The sequence below is a fragment of the Streptococcus equinus genome, from assembly GCF_049393805.1.
Classification (GTDB): domain Bacteria; phylum Bacillota; class Bacilli; order Lactobacillales; family Streptococcaceae; genus Streptococcus; species Streptococcus equinus.
The window spans coordinates 1,882,847-1,899,796 of record NZ_CP185763.1; the positions used below are offsets into that span (position 1 = coordinate 1,882,847).

A 16,950-nucleotide genomic window follows, 5' to 3' on the forward strand; every position below is an offset into this window, starting at 1 on the left:
CAAGATAACGGTTCCGTGCGTAGTCGAAGCATGATATAATGTAGAAGATATAATAATTTGAGGTAAGGGTACCCTTAGTGTATTACTATGAAGTCCCTTACTCATGTGAGAAAAGGGGTTATACAATGAGTTTTGATAATCTTGTAAATCAGATAAATAATTCTGCTGAGACACAGCGTGATAGGGGAACATATTTTGAATATCTTGTAAGAGCATATTTTCAAAATGAACCCACATACAAAAATGAATTTAAAAATGTATGGATGTTAGTTGATGTCCCAGAAGAATATGGTATTCCAAAAACAGATATTGGAGTAGATTTAGTTGCTGAAAAATGTACTGGGGAACTAGTAGCAATCCAAGCTAAATTTTACGACCATCCTATTCAAAAATCCAATATTGATTCGTTTTTAAGCGAACTTGGTAAAGATTACTATGAATCAGGAATTATAGTAGCTTCCACAGATAAGTGGGGAAAAAATGCGGAAAAAGCTTTAGCTGACAGAAGTGATGTCATACGTATTGGTTTATCAGATCTTAGAAATTCTCGAATTGATTGGGATAAATTTTCTTTTGAACGACCAGAAGAAGTAGAAGTCAAGTCTAAAAAGCAACCACGCTATTATCAAAGAGAGGTAATTGCAGCTGCTTTAGAACATTATAAAACTAACGACCGAGGTCAATTAATCATGGCTCCAGGTACTGGTAAAACTTTTACTAGTTTGAAAATTACCGAAGCTATGGCAAAAGCAGCAGCTAAAGAACAGTATGTTGTTCTTTACTTAGTTCCTAGTATTCAGCTTCTTACTCAAACATTACGTGGTTGGAATAATGATACCGAGATGACTATGTCATCAATGGCGGTAACAAGTGATAGAAATGCTAGTCGTGGCAGTATTAGACAAGATGAATCAAATATTACAATAAAAGCTAGTGATATCGGATATCCAGCAACAACATCTGCTAAAACTATTGTTGAAAACTATGAAGAATTAGCAAAATTACCTAAAAAAGAGTTATTAGTCGTTTTTAGTACATATCAATCAATTGAAGTTTTAGGACAGGCACAAAAAAATGGATTCCCAGAATTTGATTTAATTATTGCTGACGAGGCACACCGCACAACTGGTGCTAAAGCTTTAGGTGATCAAGATTCAGTATTTACAAAAGTTCACAGTAATTTAAATGTTAAAGCCAAGAAACGTCTTTATCAAACAGCAACGCCAAAACTATATGGTATGGATGCTAAGAAAAAAGCTAAAGATAATTCAATAGTTATTTCAAGTATGGATGATGAAAGTTTATATGGTGAAGTCTTTTATCGTTTAGGTTTTGGTGATGCTATTAGTCATGGTATTCTAACAGATTATAAACTGATGGTTTTAGCTGTGGATGAAACAGTTGTCCAAAAAGATATGCAAAAATCACTATCTGATCCTGAAAATGGGCTAAACATTGATGATGTCGGGCGTATTATTGGTGTTTGGAATGGTATGATTAAACGTGAAAGTTTTGCAGATAAAGTTTCTGGTGAACCGATGAAGCGCGCTATCGCTTTCTCACGTACTATTAAAGATAGCAAACGTATTTCTGGACAATTTGAAAGTGTTGTTAATGACTATCTTGATAGTGAAGAAGGTTACTCTGTTAATGTTCGTCACGTTGATGGTGGCATGAATGCTCTTGAGAAAAATGAAGCGTTAGACTGGCTAGCTAGTGATGATATTCCAGAAAATTCGGCTCGCATTTTATCAAATGTACGTTTCTTGACGGAGGGAATTGACGTTCCTAACCTAGATGCTATTATTTTCCTATCGCCACGTAAGTCACAAGTCGATATTGTACAAGCAGTTGGTCGTATTATTCGAAAATTTGAAGGAAAAGAATATGGCTACATCATTCTTCCAATTGTAGTTCCTGCGGGAGAAACAGCAGAAACAATCTTGGACAATAATAAATCTTACGATGTAGTTTGGCAAGTTCTTAACGCTTTACGTTCTGTAGATGAACGTTTTGAGGCAACTATTAATAAGTTAGAATTGAATCGTAAAAAGCCTAAAAATATTCAAGTAATTGGGGTTGGTGGAGCTCCCGACGATCCTGAATTTAATACTAATGGTGATGGCACAGTTATCGAAGAACCATTTAAACCTTATCAAACTGAATTAGAACTAGAATGGGAAGCTGTAGAAGGTGCTATTTACGGTAAAATTGTTCAGAAAGTTGGTGATAGACGTTATCTTGAAGATTGGTCGAAAGATGTTGCTGATATTGCACGCCGCCACATTCAGGGAATTAAGATTATTTTAGAGCAAAACCCAGATAGCAAGGTAGCTTTTGAGCGTTTTCTACGTAGTTTACAGCATAATATCAATGAATCCATTGACCAAGAACAAGCTATTGAAATGTTGGCTCAACACCTGATTACGCAACCAATCTTTGAAGCGTTATTTGAAGGGTACAGTTTTGTTAAGGACAATCCAGTATCTCATGCTATGAATGATGTCGTTGACGAATTTTCCAAGTACGGTTTTGATAAAGAACAAAAAGAATTAGCACCATTCTATGAATCTGTTAAATTACGTGCCTCAGGAATTGATAATGCCGAAGCCAAACAAAAGATTATCGTTACACTTTATGATAAATTCTTTAGAACTGGGTTCAAGGACACTACTGAACAGTTGGGAATTGTGTTTACTCCGGTTGAAGTAGTTGACTTTATTATTAAGTCTGTTGACTATGCTTTAAATAAATACTTTGGTAAGCGTCTTGCAAGTAAGAATGTGCATGTTCTAGATCCATTTACTGGGACGGGTACATTTATGACAAGAACTCTTCAATACTTGAAAGAGCAAATGGATAGGGGAGAAATCACATTTGAGGATATTCTCCATAAATACAACCACGAATTACATGCTAATGAGATTGTATTGTTAAGTTACTACATTGCGTCAATTAATATTGAAGCAGTTTTTGATGAAGTAAACGGTCCTGAACGTGGGTACCAACCGTTTGAAGGAATTGTTTTGACAGATACATTTGAAAGTACCGAACGTGAAAATTCATTTGGAGATGAACTACTTGGTGAAAATAATGAGCGATTAAAGAAGCAACAAGAACAGCCAATTACGGCAATTATAAGTAATCCACCATATTCGGTAGGACAGAGAAATGCTAATGATGATAATCAAAATCTGCGGTATGAAGCTTTAGAGGAAAGTATTCGAAGTACTTATGTTAAAAATAGTAATTCTAATTTGAGCAAAGGTGCATATGACAGCTATGTTAAAGCTTTTAGATGGGCAACAGACCGACTAGATGGTAATGGTGTTATTGGTTTTGTTACAAATGGGAGTTTCTTGGATAGTTCAAGTACTGATGGATTAAGGGCTTCTTTGTATAAAGAATTTAACCACCTTTATATTTTTAATTTACGTGGCAATCAACGTACTTCAGGTGAGCAATCACGCAAGGAAGGCGGTAAGATTTTTGGATCAGGAAGTCGTGCCCCTATTGCAATAAGTATCTTAGTTAAAGACGGTTCAGATAACCACGAAATTCATTATCATGATATCGGTGATTATTTAAGCCAAAAAGAAAAGCTAAGTATTATTAGCAATTTTTCATCTGTTAAGAGTATGGATTGGTCTGAAATTAAACCTGATTTAAATAACGACTGGTTAAATCAACGGGACCCTAATTATCAAAAGTATGTAAGTATTGTTGGTGAAAATAATTCGCCATTTTTATCAAATGGGCCGGGAATAAGTACGGCACGTGACAGTTGGGTGTCAGGTTTTTCCAAGGAAAATACAATTAAGAATACTGAGTATATGGTGGACAATTACAATGAAGCTGTGAAAAATAAAAAATCAAATGAGCCTGAAATTGATGATACTAAAATTAAGTGGACTCGAAGTTTGAAGAAAATGTATGGTAAATCCCAGCATATTAAGTTAAATCAAGATAATGTGAATCTTGAATTATATCGTCCATTTACTAAAAAATGGCTTTATTATGACAAACAAGTTATTGAAAGTCCAGGTCAATATTATTCTAAATGGGGAGAAAATAACCTTGCTTTAGTAACAACAGGTAGAGGTACATCAAAGGATTTTTCAACTTTAGTTACTAATGAAATTCCATGTATGGATTTATTAGAAAAAACTCAAGGATTTATCAGATATAATAATTCTGATCAAGGTAATTTGTTACTTATAGATAATAACAATATAAATCAACAATTTGCTGACAAATTGGGGGTTACTTTAGATGATACGTTTGCCTATGTTTATGGTTTGTTAAATTCCAGAGAATACCAAGAAAAATATACTAACGATTTAAAGAAAGACTTAGCAAGAATTCCAGTTGTTAAGAATAAAGAGCAGTATGTAGAGATTGGAAAGAAGTTAATAGACCTACACCTTAATTATGAAGAAGTACCAGTATTTGAAGGTGTTTCTATTGAAAGCAAGAGTAATCCAAGTTATGAAGTTAAGAAGATGAATTTTGCTAAAGTTAGAGACTCTGAAACAGGCAAGTCAGAAAATGACCGCTCTACAATCATTTTCAATACTGATATTACAATTAGGGATATTCCGGAAAAAGCGTACGAGTATGTAATTAATGGGCGGTCAGCTATTGAATGGATTATGGACCAGTATCAAGTCAAGACAGACAAAAAATCAGGTATTACTGATGATCCAAATGATTATAGTACGGATGAAAAGTACATCTTTAATCTATTATTAAGAATTATTAACGTATCTGTTCAGACTGTTGATTTGGTAAATAGTCTGCCTAAGTTTGAAGTGGAGGAGTAGGTTGTATGTTTTTCTTCTTTTTTGATAATGAGAATAAATCTAACGATAAACAGATTGAATTGCATTATTTATCGAATTCAATCTCATACGGTGTAGATAAAATTGATGGCAAGAAGTTTTTTGATTCCCATGGAAAACTCGAAAAACAAGAATCAAAGGATGGCTCTCAAAATGAATTTAAAGAGAGTGAATTTAAGCAATTGATTAGCGAAAAGATTCGTAAAACTATTTACGGAGAGAAATATTCAAATATTGTTTTTCTTGCTGGGGCTGGGGCGTCTGTAGTAGGAGGAAATCCAGAATATGGGAAAACAGTAAAAATGATTGCAGATGATATATTTGAAGAGCTTCATAAATCTACCGAAGATCTATATACATTAGAAGAGTTGGCAACACAATGTAGATACAAAGATGGAAACATATTAACTGGAAGTGAATCTGGATCACCAGCTTCACCTAAATTAGTAAATGATTTTAATCTAGAGGATTTCTTATCAACATTATTTCATTATCGTCCTTATGTTCCAAATGGTGATAAAGTGAAGTTTAATGGAACTATTGACAAAATTTTACAACTGATTAAGAAAAATACAAATTATTCATATGACAGCGGAGTGTTCAAACACGGTGCATTATTAAATTTCTTGTCTGACTTATCAGGAAAAGATGGAAATAAATTTTCTGTTATTACAACTAATTATGATGTTTTGATTGAGGAAGCTGCTGCGAAAAATGAATTTGTTATTTTTGACGGATTCAATTTTACACCTCTGCCAAAGTTTGATAGCAATATGTTTGAATGGAATCTTGTGAAAGAGGTTCAAAATGTTAATACAAGAGAAGTTGAGTATAAGGATAAGACATTTAACCTTGTTAAAATTCACGGATCGCTTACTTGGGAAAAACAGGATAATGGTGATATCGTAAGAAAAAATAAAGACAACATTACTGAAACCGATAAAATGGTAATGATTTTTCCTAGTTCAGATAAGTTTGCCCAAAGTTATCAGGAACCGTATTTTGAGCTATTTACAAAATTTCAAGAGCTTATAAAACGTCCAAATACGTTGCTGATTTCTTCAGGATTTAGTTTTGCGGATGATCATATTTCTAAGATGATTACGCAGGCATTGAAAAATAACTCTAGTCTGAGATTATTAGTGACAGACTTTAATATTGACCCCAATAGACAGTGGGATAAAGATGAAAAGCAGTATATTGAGATCACAGAGGATAAAAGTCAATATAATAAAAATTGGGGAGAACTTGTGCATCTTATGGATGAAGGCTATCCTATTTCTTTCTTAAAGGCTGCTATGAATAGTGATTTAGTTGATTACTTGAATGGAAGGTATTTAAATGACGAACATTGATAGTTTTTACAAAGTGGCTGATAAGAGTAATTATTACCTTGGAATGATTTCTCAAGTTAATCGTTCATATGCAACAATTCAAATAGAAAATCTTTCACTATTTTCATACAGAAAATTGAGAACGGATGTCCTCGCTCCAAATACGATCAATTACTATGTTTTGATTGATTCAAGTAATGGTCTATTCTTTGGAGAAATATTTCAGTCTAAAGTTCCAAATTCCGATGGCGTACATGAGATGTTGACGAATAGACAGCAAGAAAAAATTTTTCCAGAAATAAATATCGACATACTTGGGTATATACCATTGGGAGAGACATATTTTAAGTTAAATGGAACAAATACGGTTGGTATCACTGACAAGGTATATATTGCTAACGAAAAAGCAGTGGAGCTTTTTATTAAATCAATAGAAGTGAATCCTGACAGCGAGAAATCGTTATCTTCTTTCGCAAATCTTGCCTTTAGCTCTCAAGAATATCCAATAAAATTGCAGCCAAAAACTCTATTTAATAGACATTTGATGACTGTTGGAACTACAAATAGTGGTAAGTCAACATCTGCATTGAGTATTTTAGATAAGTTGGTTAATGATGGTATAAGAACATTGATAGTAGACCCAACGGGGGAATATTCTGATTCTTTTACTGAAGATGAAGTAGATAAGTATGTACTGGGAAAAAATGCCGTTCTTCCCTTATCGCAAATATCAATGAATCAATGGTCAATTCTTTTTGAGACAAATGATGGCACACAACCAGCGGTATTGGCTGAAGCAATACGCTCACTAAGATATCAATTCAAGATTGAAAATCAGGATGTCTACAAAAAAATAGGAAAGTCAGTGACAGAAGTTGAGAGTGATTTTTCAAAACTCACTGATGAAGATCGAAATTTTCAACTTGAGCTTTTACCGAATCAGATAGCTGTTGAAACAACTCAACAGGACAAAAAAGGAAATTATATAGCAAATACTTTCAATTTTAATGCAAATCAATATCTTATTCAAAAAGTTAATTATAAATTAGCCAATACCTCACTTGTTAATTTTTTTACTTCAACAACTGGAAATAGTTTAATTGATATTATTGACTCATTTACAGAAGGAAAAAATGGTAAGTCGTTGTATATAGATGCTTCTCAAATTGGAACAACAGATGGTATTGGGGGGATGATTATTGATCTAATTTCAAACCATTTAGTTAATTTAAGTTCAAAAGTAATAAAACCGTTTGTGATGTTTATTGATGAAGTACATAGATATACAAAGGGAGTCAATAATGAAGGATTTACATTTTATACTGGATTGAACAGTATAGCACGTGAAGGTAGAAAAAAAGGAATTTTTCTGTTCTTAACTACACAGAATCCAAATGATGTAGATAAGGTGCTCCTAGGGCAGGTTGGGACATTATTGGTTCATCGACTTACCTCTCCTGATGAATTAAAGTCGATACAGAATCACTTATCTGAGAATCAGATAAATCAGGTGAAGAAACTAAATACAGGAGAAGCAGTTTTAACAAGTATCAACCTTCTGAAGGATATTTACATAAAGGTAGATAAGTGTAATCGACTACACCATAATGATACTCCAAGTCTGCTTAATTATTAAAATTAGGGTGGTTCTTGCCTTTTGCTCAGCCCCGCCATTTTTCAAAAGAAATGATACCGTAACTAAAAACTTCCTTGATTTTATGCTAAAATAGAGCTAAGTTATTTAGAACAGAACGGGAGTAGAGGTTATGATTCCAGCGTATATTAGAATTCATGATGCGTTAAAGAAAAAGATTGACGATGGTTTTTGGGAGATTGGTCAGCGTTTGCCGAGTGAGCGTGATTTGGCGGATGACTACGAGGTGAGTCGTATGACGCTTCGTCAGGCGATTACGCTTTTGGTGGAAGAAGGGATTCTTGAGCGCCGTGTGGGTAGCGGGACTTATGTGGCGAGTCATCGTGTGCAAGAGAAGATGCGCGGGACAACGAGTTTCACAGAGATTGTGCGTTCGCAAGGCAAGACTCCGTCATCTCAGGTGGTTTCTTATCAGCGCAAGCCTGCCAATGAGACTGAGATCCAGCAGTTGCAACTGAAGCCTAGCGATTATGTGGTTCGCATGGAGCGCGTGCGTTATGCGGATAATATGCCGCTTGTTTTTGAGGTGGCGTCAATCCCAGAGAAGTTGATTCGTGAGTTTAAGCGTGAGGATATCACGGAGCATTTCTTCCAGACTTTGACGGATAATGGCTATGAGATTGGTAAGAGTCAGCAAACCATTTATGCCAAAAATGCGAGTGAGCGCGTGGCCAACTACCTTAAGGTTCCGAAAAATCATGCCGTACTGGCTTTGACACAGGTTTCATATTTCACAGACGGCCGACCATTTGAGTACGTACACAGTCAGTATGTCGGCGACCGCTTCGAATTTTATTTGGAGAATAATTAAAAATAAGAGAGCAAGTTTTCTTGCTCTCTTTTGTCATCAAATATAAAAAGGTTGAGAACCCTCGGGGATTTTCCTTGAAAAAATCAAGGCGGCAGCACCTCTACCTAGTACAAATGCACTCTTTGGATAAATCGTCACCGATTTAAACTCAGTCTCAACCTTGCTTTATTATATCATTTTAGAGAAAGTTACACTAATTTTTGCTTCTAAACTGATATCGCTTACGACTTTTCTGACTTATTGGGTGTGATTAACCAATTCTGACTATTAAAATCAGTCAAAATATGGTAAAATGAGGATTATGGAAATTGAAAAAACCAATCGTATGAATGCTCTTTTTGAGTTTTATGCTGCTTTGTTAACAGATAAGCAGATGAATTATATTGAACTGTATTATGCGGATGACTATAGCTTGGCTGAGATTGCTGAGGAATTTGGTGTTAGCCGTCAAGCAGTTTATGACAATATCAAACGAACTGAAAAGATTTTAGAAGCTTATGAGATGAAGCTACACATGTATTCGGACTATATTGTTCGTAGTCAGATTTTTGATGAGATTTTGGATAAATACCCATCAGATGACTTTTTGAAAGAAAAAATTGCGATTTTGAGCAGTATTGATAACCGAGATTAATTTACAGATAATTGATAATTTATAGATTTAGGTAGGAGAATTTATTATGGCTTTTGAAAGTTTGACAGAACGCCTGCAAGGGGTTTTTAAAAATATTCGCGGAAAGAAAAAGCTATCTGAAAAAGATGTTCAAGAAGTAACCAAAGAGATTCGCTTAGCTTTGCTTGAAGCTGACGTTGCTCTTCCGGTCGTTAAAACATTTATCAAACGTGTTCGTGAACGTGCTGTTGGTCATGAAATCATCGATACACTTGACCCAACACAACAAATCGTTAAAATCGTTAATGAAGAATTAACAGAAATCCTTGGTTCTGAAACAGCTGAGCTTGAAAAATCACCTAAAATTCCTACAATCATTATGATGGTCGGTCTTCAAGGTGCTGGTAAAACAACATTTGCTGGTAAATTGGCTAACAAGCTGATTAAAGAAGAAAATGCTCGTCCAATGATGATTGCTGCCGATATCTATCGTCCAGCAGCCATCGACCAATTGAAGACTCTTGGTAGCCAAATCAACGTTCCAGTCTTTGATATGGGAACTGACCACTCAGCCGTTGAAATCGTAACAAACGGTCTTGCGCAAGCCAAAGAAAACCACAACGACTATGTTATCATCGATACGGCTGGTCGTCTGCAAATCGATGAAGCTTTGATGCAAGAACTTCGTGATGTTAAAGCTCTCGCTAAACCAAATGAAATTCTTTTGGTTGTTGATAGCATGATTGGTCAAGAAGCTGCCAATGTCGCTGATGAATTCAACAAACAATTGGATATCACAGGGGTTGTCTTGACTAAGATTGATGGTGATACTCGTGGTGGTGCAGCACTTTCAATTCGTGAAATCACTGGTAAACCAATCAAATTCACTGGTACTGGTGAAAAAATCACTGATATCGAAACATTCCACCCAGACCGTATGTCAAGCCGTATCCTCGGCATGGGTGATTTGCTCACATTGATTGAAAAAGCCAGCCAAGAATACGATGAAAAACGTTCAATGGAACTCGCAGAAAAAATGCGTGAAAATACCTTTGACTTCAACGATTTCATCGAGCAACTTGACCAAGTGCAAAATATGGGACCAATGGAAGATCTTCTTAAGATGATTCCTGGTATGGCTAATAACCCTGCACTTAAAAACTTTAAAGTTGATGAAAAAGCTGTCGCTCGTAAACGTGCAATCGTGTCATCAATGACACCTGAAGAACGTGAAAATCCTGATTTGCTAACACCTAGCCGCCGTCGTCGTATTGCAGCTGGTTCAGGTAACAGCTTTGTTGATGTCAACAAATTCATCAAAGATTTCAACCAAGCAAAACAAATGATGCAAGGTGTTATGTCTGGTGACATGGAAAAAATGATGAAGAAAATGGGTATCAACCCAAATAACCTTCCTAAAAATATGCCAAATGGTATGGATATGTCATCACTTGAAGGCATGATGGGTGGAAACGGTATGCCAGACCTATCAGCGCTTGGTGGAGACATGGATCTTAGCCAAATGATGGGTGGCGGATTCAAAGGTAAAATCGGCGAATTTGCTATGAAACAATCAATGAAACGCATGGCAAACAAAATGAAAAAAGCTAAGAAAAAACGTAATAAAAAATAATTGTTAAAAAACCGAGAAGTAGTTCTCGGTTTTTTTGTGTTTGATTTAGTTATTTCTTTCCACCTTTGCTTCACAAAACTTGTTAAGGCAATCGTGGCAGGGATGTTTATCTTTGTTGGGTGTAGTTTGTTTTTTGATATCATGCGGGTAAACACCGATATACTTTTTAAATAGGCTGGCAAAGCGGCTGTGAGAGGTATAGCCGACCGCAATAGCCACTTCCTTAATTTCTAGTTGGGTTGTCATTAATAAGTGCTCTGCTAGCGCCATACGACGTCGTTGGATGTATTCGGTAATTGTCATATGATACTTGGTCTTAAAGGCTGTTTTGAGCTTGGTTTTACTCATCATAGCAATTTTAGCCAGTAAATCTTGTGGAATTGTTGCCATCAGATGATCGTTGATATAATGGCGGACATTATCCAAAGCGAGGCTATCTTCTTGACTCATTTCTTGTTCATCTTGTGCGGCATAATAGTTATTAATAATGACGCTTAGCCATTCTTTAGCCTTGATTTCATAGAAAAGTTCGCTGGCAGAAGATCCCAACTTATAGTGTAAAATATCATCAGCAATTTTTCCAAGTCCTGCTCCCAGAAAGTGATTGGCTTCTTTGAAAATATGACATAAATCATCAGGGTTTAATTGGTAGCGTCCGACAAGGCAGTCATCGATGATTTTTTGTTTAAAGTCAAAGCAAACGGCTTGAAAATTAGTGTGCTCATGTAGTAAAGTCTGAAGAATTTGATGTTGATTGCAAATCACAAAGCTATCATTACTTGAGAGTTGCTGGTAAGGTGGCAAGATTTCACCATTAGCAGAAATGACATGGGCTGAAAAGAGGGCAGTATCAGGAAAAGCCGACAAATCGCAACAATAGATAGTTTCCTTTTTTAGAGTAAAATCAAAAATACTAACTCGGAAGTATTCAGTCTCATAGGTCCAATAAAATCCTTCTAAATCATCACATGACAAGTAATAACTCTGCCCATGTGGAGCGAAGCGGCTGCAATTAGGGAGTAAAATAGCTTTTTGCTTGATGTTATCATTGAAAAAGATGTCTGACATGAAATCTCCTTTTAAAAATAACACGATTGGACGAATAGCACAATTCGCCAATATTGCTGAATATGCATTGAATACATAATTATTACATGCTAGAATGTATGTCAAATCCATTATAATGTTTAAATGCCTATTTATCAATATTTTGGATAAAAATAAGAAGGAGCTCATATGATTAAGGTTTATAAAAAGTTATTTTCTTATGTGCCTGAGTTTAAGTATTTGGCTTATCTTGCTATTTTACTAGCAGCTTTGTCAACTGTTTTTACGATTGGTGCTTTTTATGACATGTATCTCTTTTTAAACCATCTAATTGTTCAGAATAATGCGACAAATATTGCCCATTATGCTAAAACGGTTGTTGGTTTTATGATGACTGGGATTGGTATTTACCTCATTTCAGGGCTATTAACCCACATAGTAGCTTTTCGTTTGGAAACTAATCTTAGGAAAAAAGGGATTGACGCTTTGAGTCAATCAAATTTTGCTTATTTTGATACTCATACATCAGGATACATTCGTAAAACCATTGATGATAATGCTGCAGAAACACATACGATTGTTGCTCATTTGATTCCTGATAATACAACAAGTGTCATGACTTTGTTATTGCTGGTCCTTGCAACTTTTGCAGTTAATGTTTATCTGGGACTTGCTTTAATTCTGTTAGCAGTCGTTGCTTTGTTGCAGATTAAACAGATGATGGGAAACGCTGAGTTCATGGATGCTTATATGAAAGCTTTGGAAAAAATGAATAGTGAAACCGTTGAATATGTTCGCGGGATGCAAGTTATCAAGATTTTCAAAACTTCTGTACAATCCTTTAAAGCTCTTTACACAGCTATTAAATCTTATTCAGATTATGCTCTCAATTATAGCTTTTCTTGTCGTACAGCCTTCATTATCTTTCAAGTAATGTTTGCGACTTACGCAACTTTGATTGTGCCAATTTACTTATATTTCGTACCGCAATCACAACAATTAGCTCTGCTACCAAAATTTATTTTCTTCTATTTTGCGGTTGGTTTGCTTTATGTTACCTTTATGAGAATCATGTATGTTTTCATGTATCAGTATAAAGGAAGTGTCTCAGCAGAAAAGATTGAAACTTTGTACAATGATATGACCAGCCATCGTGTAGCTCTTGGAGATGAAGAACTTCTTGAAAATGGTAATATCATCTTTGATCACGTAAGTTTTGGTTATGAAGATCAAAAAGTTATTGACAATCTGTCATTTGAATTGGAAGAAAACAAGGTCTATGCCTTTGTTGGAAGTAGTGGTAGTGGGAAATCAACAATTGCCAAATTGATTGCTGGACATTATCGAGTTGATAGCGGAAGTATCAAATTAGGTGGAAAACCCATTGAATCCTATAGTCAGGATGCTTTGATGAGACAAATTGCATTTGTCTTTCAACAATCAAAACTTTTTAAAATGTCTATTTTTGACAATGTCAAAATCGGTAATCCAAATGCAAGCGATGAAGAGGTTATGAAAGCCTTGAAATTAGCCTCATGTGAAGAAATCCTTGATAAATTCCCTGAACGTGAACAAACGATGATTGGTTCCAAAGGTGTTTATCTTTCAGGTGGTGAAAAACAACGCATTGCTATCGCACGCGCCATTCTAAAAGATGCTAAAATCGTTATTTTAGATGAAGCATCAGCTTATACAGACGTTAATAATGAATACCAAATCCAAAAAGCTTTTGCTAATTTAATTGCTCATAAAACGGTTATTATCATTGCACACCGTTTGTCATCAATTAAAGGTGTTGATGATATTTTAGTGATTGATAAAGGTCAAATTATTGAACGTGGTAACAGTAATGAATTACTGGAAAAAGGTGGTAAATATAAAGCCTTTAGCAATCTTTACGCATCAGCGAATGAATGGAGGGTGTCATGAAAAAGAAATTACAAGAACTTTTTGCCTTGACTGAACACGGTGCAAGTCGTTTATTATATGCTTGCGTCACAGGATTATTTGTATCAGCAGCAGAATTAACACCGATTATCTTGATGATGTACTACATCAAGCATATCTTGGCACAGGAAACTCTTTCTTTTTGGACAGTTATTCTAGGTTTAGTTTTAGTTGCTGCAGTGACTTATGGCTTTTTCTACATCGATTATAATGCGACTTATACGGCTACTTATCAAGAAAGTGCTGATCTTCGGATCGATATTGCTGATACTTTACAAAAAATGCCTTTATCGTATTTCTCACAACGTGATTTGACAGATTTGTCACAAACCTTGATGAGTGATGTGGAACGTCTTGAACATGCTCTTAGCCATGCGATTTCTAAAACGATTGGCTTTGTCCTTTACTTTATTTTATTAACGATTACGCTTTTTTTCATCAATCTTCCTTTAGCTTTGTGTATTTTTATCCCCATTTTTCTAGCTTTTTTAGCACTTATTTTGTCAAAAAATATGCAAAAGAAAGCTGTTAAGAAATACTGGAAACAGCTCCGCGAAAACTCTGATAGTTTCCAAGAAGCCATTGAATTACAGGAAGAAATAAAAGCTTACAATTTAAGACAAACCATCCATGATAAGCTTTATCGGCAAATGGAAAAAAGTGAAAAAATCCATATTATCTCTGAAGTTCTTCAAGGTATTCCAATTAATATATCCAACTCAATTATCAGATTGACAATCGGATTGGTGATTTTTGTTGGAACAAATCTTTATTTCCAAGGTCAAGTGAGTCTTCTGGTTTTGCTGATGTTTATCCTACTTGCTATCAAAGTTTCTGACAGTACTGAAAACATTGTTTTAAATGTCGGTGAAATTCTCTACATTGACTCAGCTGTTAAAAATATTAAAGAACTTCGTGCAGTCAAACAACAAAGTGGACAAGATGTTACTCTCAAGCATTTTGACATCGAACTCAAAAATGTTGGCTTTGCTTATAAAGATGGACAAAAGATCATCGACGGTGTATCTTTTGTTGCCAAACAAAATGAAATCACAGCACTTGTCGGACCATCAGGATGTGGTAAAACAACCCTATTAAGACTTTTATCTCGCTTATATGATTATCAAGAAGGTCAAATCACTATTGACGGCAAGAACATCCAAGACATTAGCACCAATAGTTTATTTGATAACATCTCAATTGTCTTTCAAGACGTTACGTTGTTTGATAATACGATTTTGGAAAATATTCGCCTTGGTCGACCAGATGCAACAGATGAAGAAGTAAAAGAAGCTGCTCGTCTGGCAAATTGTCAACATTTTGTTGAAAAATTACCAGAAGGTTATGAAACAAGAATTGGTGAAAATGGTGCAAAATTATCTGGCGGAGAACGTCAACGTATATCTATTGCACGTGCCATTTTGAAACAGGCACCAATTGTTATCCTTGATGAAATCACTTCATCACTCGATATTGAAAATGAAAAAATGATTCAAGAAAGTTTGAATTATCTTTTGAAAGATAAGACCGTGATTATCATCTCACACCGTCTTAAATCCATTGAAAATGCAGATAAGATTGTCGTGATGAAAGCTGGTCAGGTTGACGGTATTGGTAAGCATCGTGATTTGCTTGAAAAATCAGCTGTTTACCGTGATCTCATTGAAACATCGCAAAAAATTGAAGAGTTCAAATATCAAAAGAATGCTTAGGAGAAAAAGATGAAAACAAATTCCTTCACTGTTAAAGATTTGATTAATGCTGGTTTATTTTCACTATTAGTTTTTATCGCTATTTTTGCTAGCGGTATGATTGGTTTGATTCCAATCTTTATTCCATTTATCCCTTTCATTTGCGGTCTTTTTGCAGGTCCAGTCTTTATGCTTTATAGCTCAAAGATTCATCGCTTTGGCATGGTCTTAATCATGGGAGTCATTATCGGACTTGTTTTTACTGTCACAGGTCACGGAATTTATATCCTACCAGGAATGACACTCTTGTCTTTAGTAGCCGAATACATTTTGAAAAAAGGTAGCTATGCTAGCGTAAATCACACGAAGTGGGCTTTTACCGTCTATTGTTTATCATTTGGTTTCAATATGATTCCGATTTATGTTTCTAGGGCTGCCTATGTGCAACGTTTGGTCGAAGAAGGCTATGGTCAAGCTTACGCTGATAAAATGATGAGTATCTTACCTTATTGGTCATTCTTCCCAGTTCTTGCCCTAGGAGCAGTAGGTGGTTACCTAGGAGCAACAATTGGTGTCAAGATGCTGAAAAAACATTTCCAAAAACTTGAAATGGCGTAAAATACAAAAAAATGAATGCAAACTTGGTCGCTTGGTGCGGCCAAGATGCATTTTGAGAGTGAATGAGATGAAGTTAGATTTTCGAACAAAATTACTAATGACAGTTGTCATTTCCTTTGTTTTGCTATTTGGCAATTTGCAAAGAAGCTACCCGATTATTGGTTTGATTGTAACCTTTTTGCCTTATGCTTTTTTACTGCTAGAAAGAAAAGTAAGCAAAGCCCTTAAGGGAGCAAGTTTAATGATTTTTGCTTTAGTATTGCAATACTATGCAGGCTTGCATGCGTTTAGCGGCATTGGCGCATCATTTGTTTTATTCTTTTAGATTATTGTTTTACGGATGGGACCAGGGCTTGCCATGGGAGAATACAGTCTTTTAACGACAACCATGAGCGACTTAGTAGCTTCTTTAAAGAAAATGAAGTGTCCAGATAGTTTAATTATTCCTTTATCAGTCATGTTTCGCTTTTTTTATACGGTAAAAGAAGATTATCGCCAAATCAAGGAAGCTATGTACTTGCAGGGTTTGGTGACTAGTCAATTCTTCCGTCAACCTTTACGCATGATTGAATACCGATTTGTTCCGCTTTTGATGTGTTTGTCCCGCACGGCAGATGATGTGGCTATTTCGGCAACAACCAGAGGTATGGCAGTCGGTCAGGAACGTTCAAGTATTTCAAAGAGTCGCTTGAGATTACTTGATTATTTTTGGATGTTTGCCATGTTGACCATTTTAATCTTAATGATTTGGAGTTAAAACT

At 35.4% G+C, this 16,950-nt stretch carries 12 protein-coding genes; 11 read left to right on the forward strand and 1 reads right to left on the reverse strand.

The window, feature by feature from the left end; translation table 11 throughout:
- The first annotated feature begins 125 nt into the window (after positions 1–125).
- The 6 genes from ACN0NP_RS09320 to ffh all read left to right on the forward strand — a co-directional run bounded on the left by ACN0NP_RS09320 (position 126) and on the right by ffh (position 10,886).
- The gene (locus ACN0NP_RS09320) at positions 126–4,823 is read left to right on the forward strand and encodes a DEAD/DEAH box helicase (RefSeq protein ID WP_423217244.1); all 4,698 of its coding nucleotides are present in this window, start codon (positions 126–128) and stop codon (positions 4,821–4,823) included.
- Between the two features lie 5 nt (positions 4,824–4,828).
- Positions 4,829–6,196 carry an SIR2 family protein gene (locus tag ACN0NP_RS09325; protein ID WP_423217245.1) on the forward strand — a complete coding sequence of 456 codons (1,368 nt, stop codon included), beginning with the start codon at positions 4,829–4,831 and terminating at the stop codon, positions 6,194–6,196.
- On the forward strand, positions 6,183–7,811 hold the full coding sequence (locus ACN0NP_RS09330) for an ATP-binding protein (RefSeq protein ID WP_423217246.1): 1,629 nt from the start codon (positions 6,183–6,185) through the stop codon (positions 7,809–7,811). Before ACN0NP_RS09325 ends, ACN0NP_RS09330 begins: the two co-directional genes overlap by 14 nt.
- 130 nt (positions 7,812–7,941) lie before the next feature.
- Positions 7,942–8,640 (forward strand): GntR family transcriptional regulator, encoded by a 699-nt coding sequence (locus tag ACN0NP_RS09335; RefSeq protein ID WP_014334717.1) that lies wholly within the window; start codon positions 7,942–7,944, stop codon positions 8,638–8,640.
- 301 nt (positions 8,641–8,941) lie between these two features.
- Positions 8,942–9,274, forward strand: coding sequence for a putative DNA-binding protein (locus tag ACN0NP_RS09340; RefSeq protein WP_004231629.1), 333 nt, complete (start codon positions 8,942–8,944; stop codon positions 9,272–9,274).
- A 46-nt stretch (positions 9,275–9,320) separates the two neighbouring features.
- Positions 9,321–10,886: a signal recognition particle protein gene (ffh, locus tag ACN0NP_RS09345; RefSeq protein WP_021142268.1), complete on the forward strand. Its 1,566-nt coding sequence runs from the start codon at positions 9,321–9,323 to the stop codon at positions 10,884–10,886.
- A 45-nt stretch (positions 10,887–10,931) separates the two neighbouring features.
- Here the strand turns inward: ffh and ACN0NP_RS09350 are convergent, their stop codons facing one another.
- Positions 10,932–11,954: a helix-turn-helix transcriptional regulator gene (locus tag ACN0NP_RS09350; protein ID WP_423217247.1), complete on the reverse strand. Its 1,023-nt coding sequence runs from the start codon at positions 11,952–11,954 to the stop codon at positions 10,932–10,934.
- Positions 11,955–12,125: 171 nt separating this feature from the next.
- Here ACN0NP_RS09350 and ACN0NP_RS09355 point away from each other — a divergent pair, with 171 nt between their 5' ends.
- The 5 genes from ACN0NP_RS09355 (at position 12,126) to ACN0NP_RS09375 (ending at position 16,946) form a co-directional block, all read left to right on the forward strand.
- Positions 12,126–13,862 (forward strand): ABC transporter ATP-binding protein, encoded by a 1,737-nt coding sequence (locus tag ACN0NP_RS09355; RefSeq protein WP_423217684.1) that lies wholly within the window; start codon positions 12,126–12,128, stop codon positions 13,860–13,862.
- Positions 13,859–15,592 (forward strand): ABC transporter ATP-binding protein, encoded by a 1,734-nt coding sequence (locus ACN0NP_RS09360; protein WP_423217248.1) that lies wholly within the window; start codon positions 13,859–13,861, stop codon positions 15,590–15,592. Before ACN0NP_RS09355 ends, ACN0NP_RS09360 begins: the two co-directional genes overlap by 4 nt.
- Before the next feature lie 9 nt (positions 15,593–15,601).
- Positions 15,602–16,189: an MptD family putative ECF transporter S component gene (locus tag ACN0NP_RS09365; RefSeq protein ID WP_423217249.1), complete on the forward strand. Its 588-nt coding sequence runs from the start codon at positions 15,602–15,604 to the stop codon at positions 16,187–16,189.
- Positions 16,190–16,286: 97 nt separating this feature from the next.
- Complete coding sequence (locus ACN0NP_RS09370; RefSeq protein ID WP_423217250.1) at positions 16,287–16,514, forward strand: hypothetical protein; 228 nt, start codon at positions 16,287–16,289, stop codon at positions 16,512–16,514.
- A 15-nt stretch (positions 16,515–16,529) separates the two neighbouring features.
- The gene (locus tag ACN0NP_RS09375; protein ID WP_423217251.1) at positions 16,530–16,946 is read left to right on the forward strand and encodes an energy-coupling factor transporter transmembrane component T; all 417 of its coding nucleotides are present in this window, start codon (positions 16,530–16,532) and stop codon (positions 16,944–16,946) included.
- Positions 16,947–16,950: the final 4 nt, after the last annotated feature.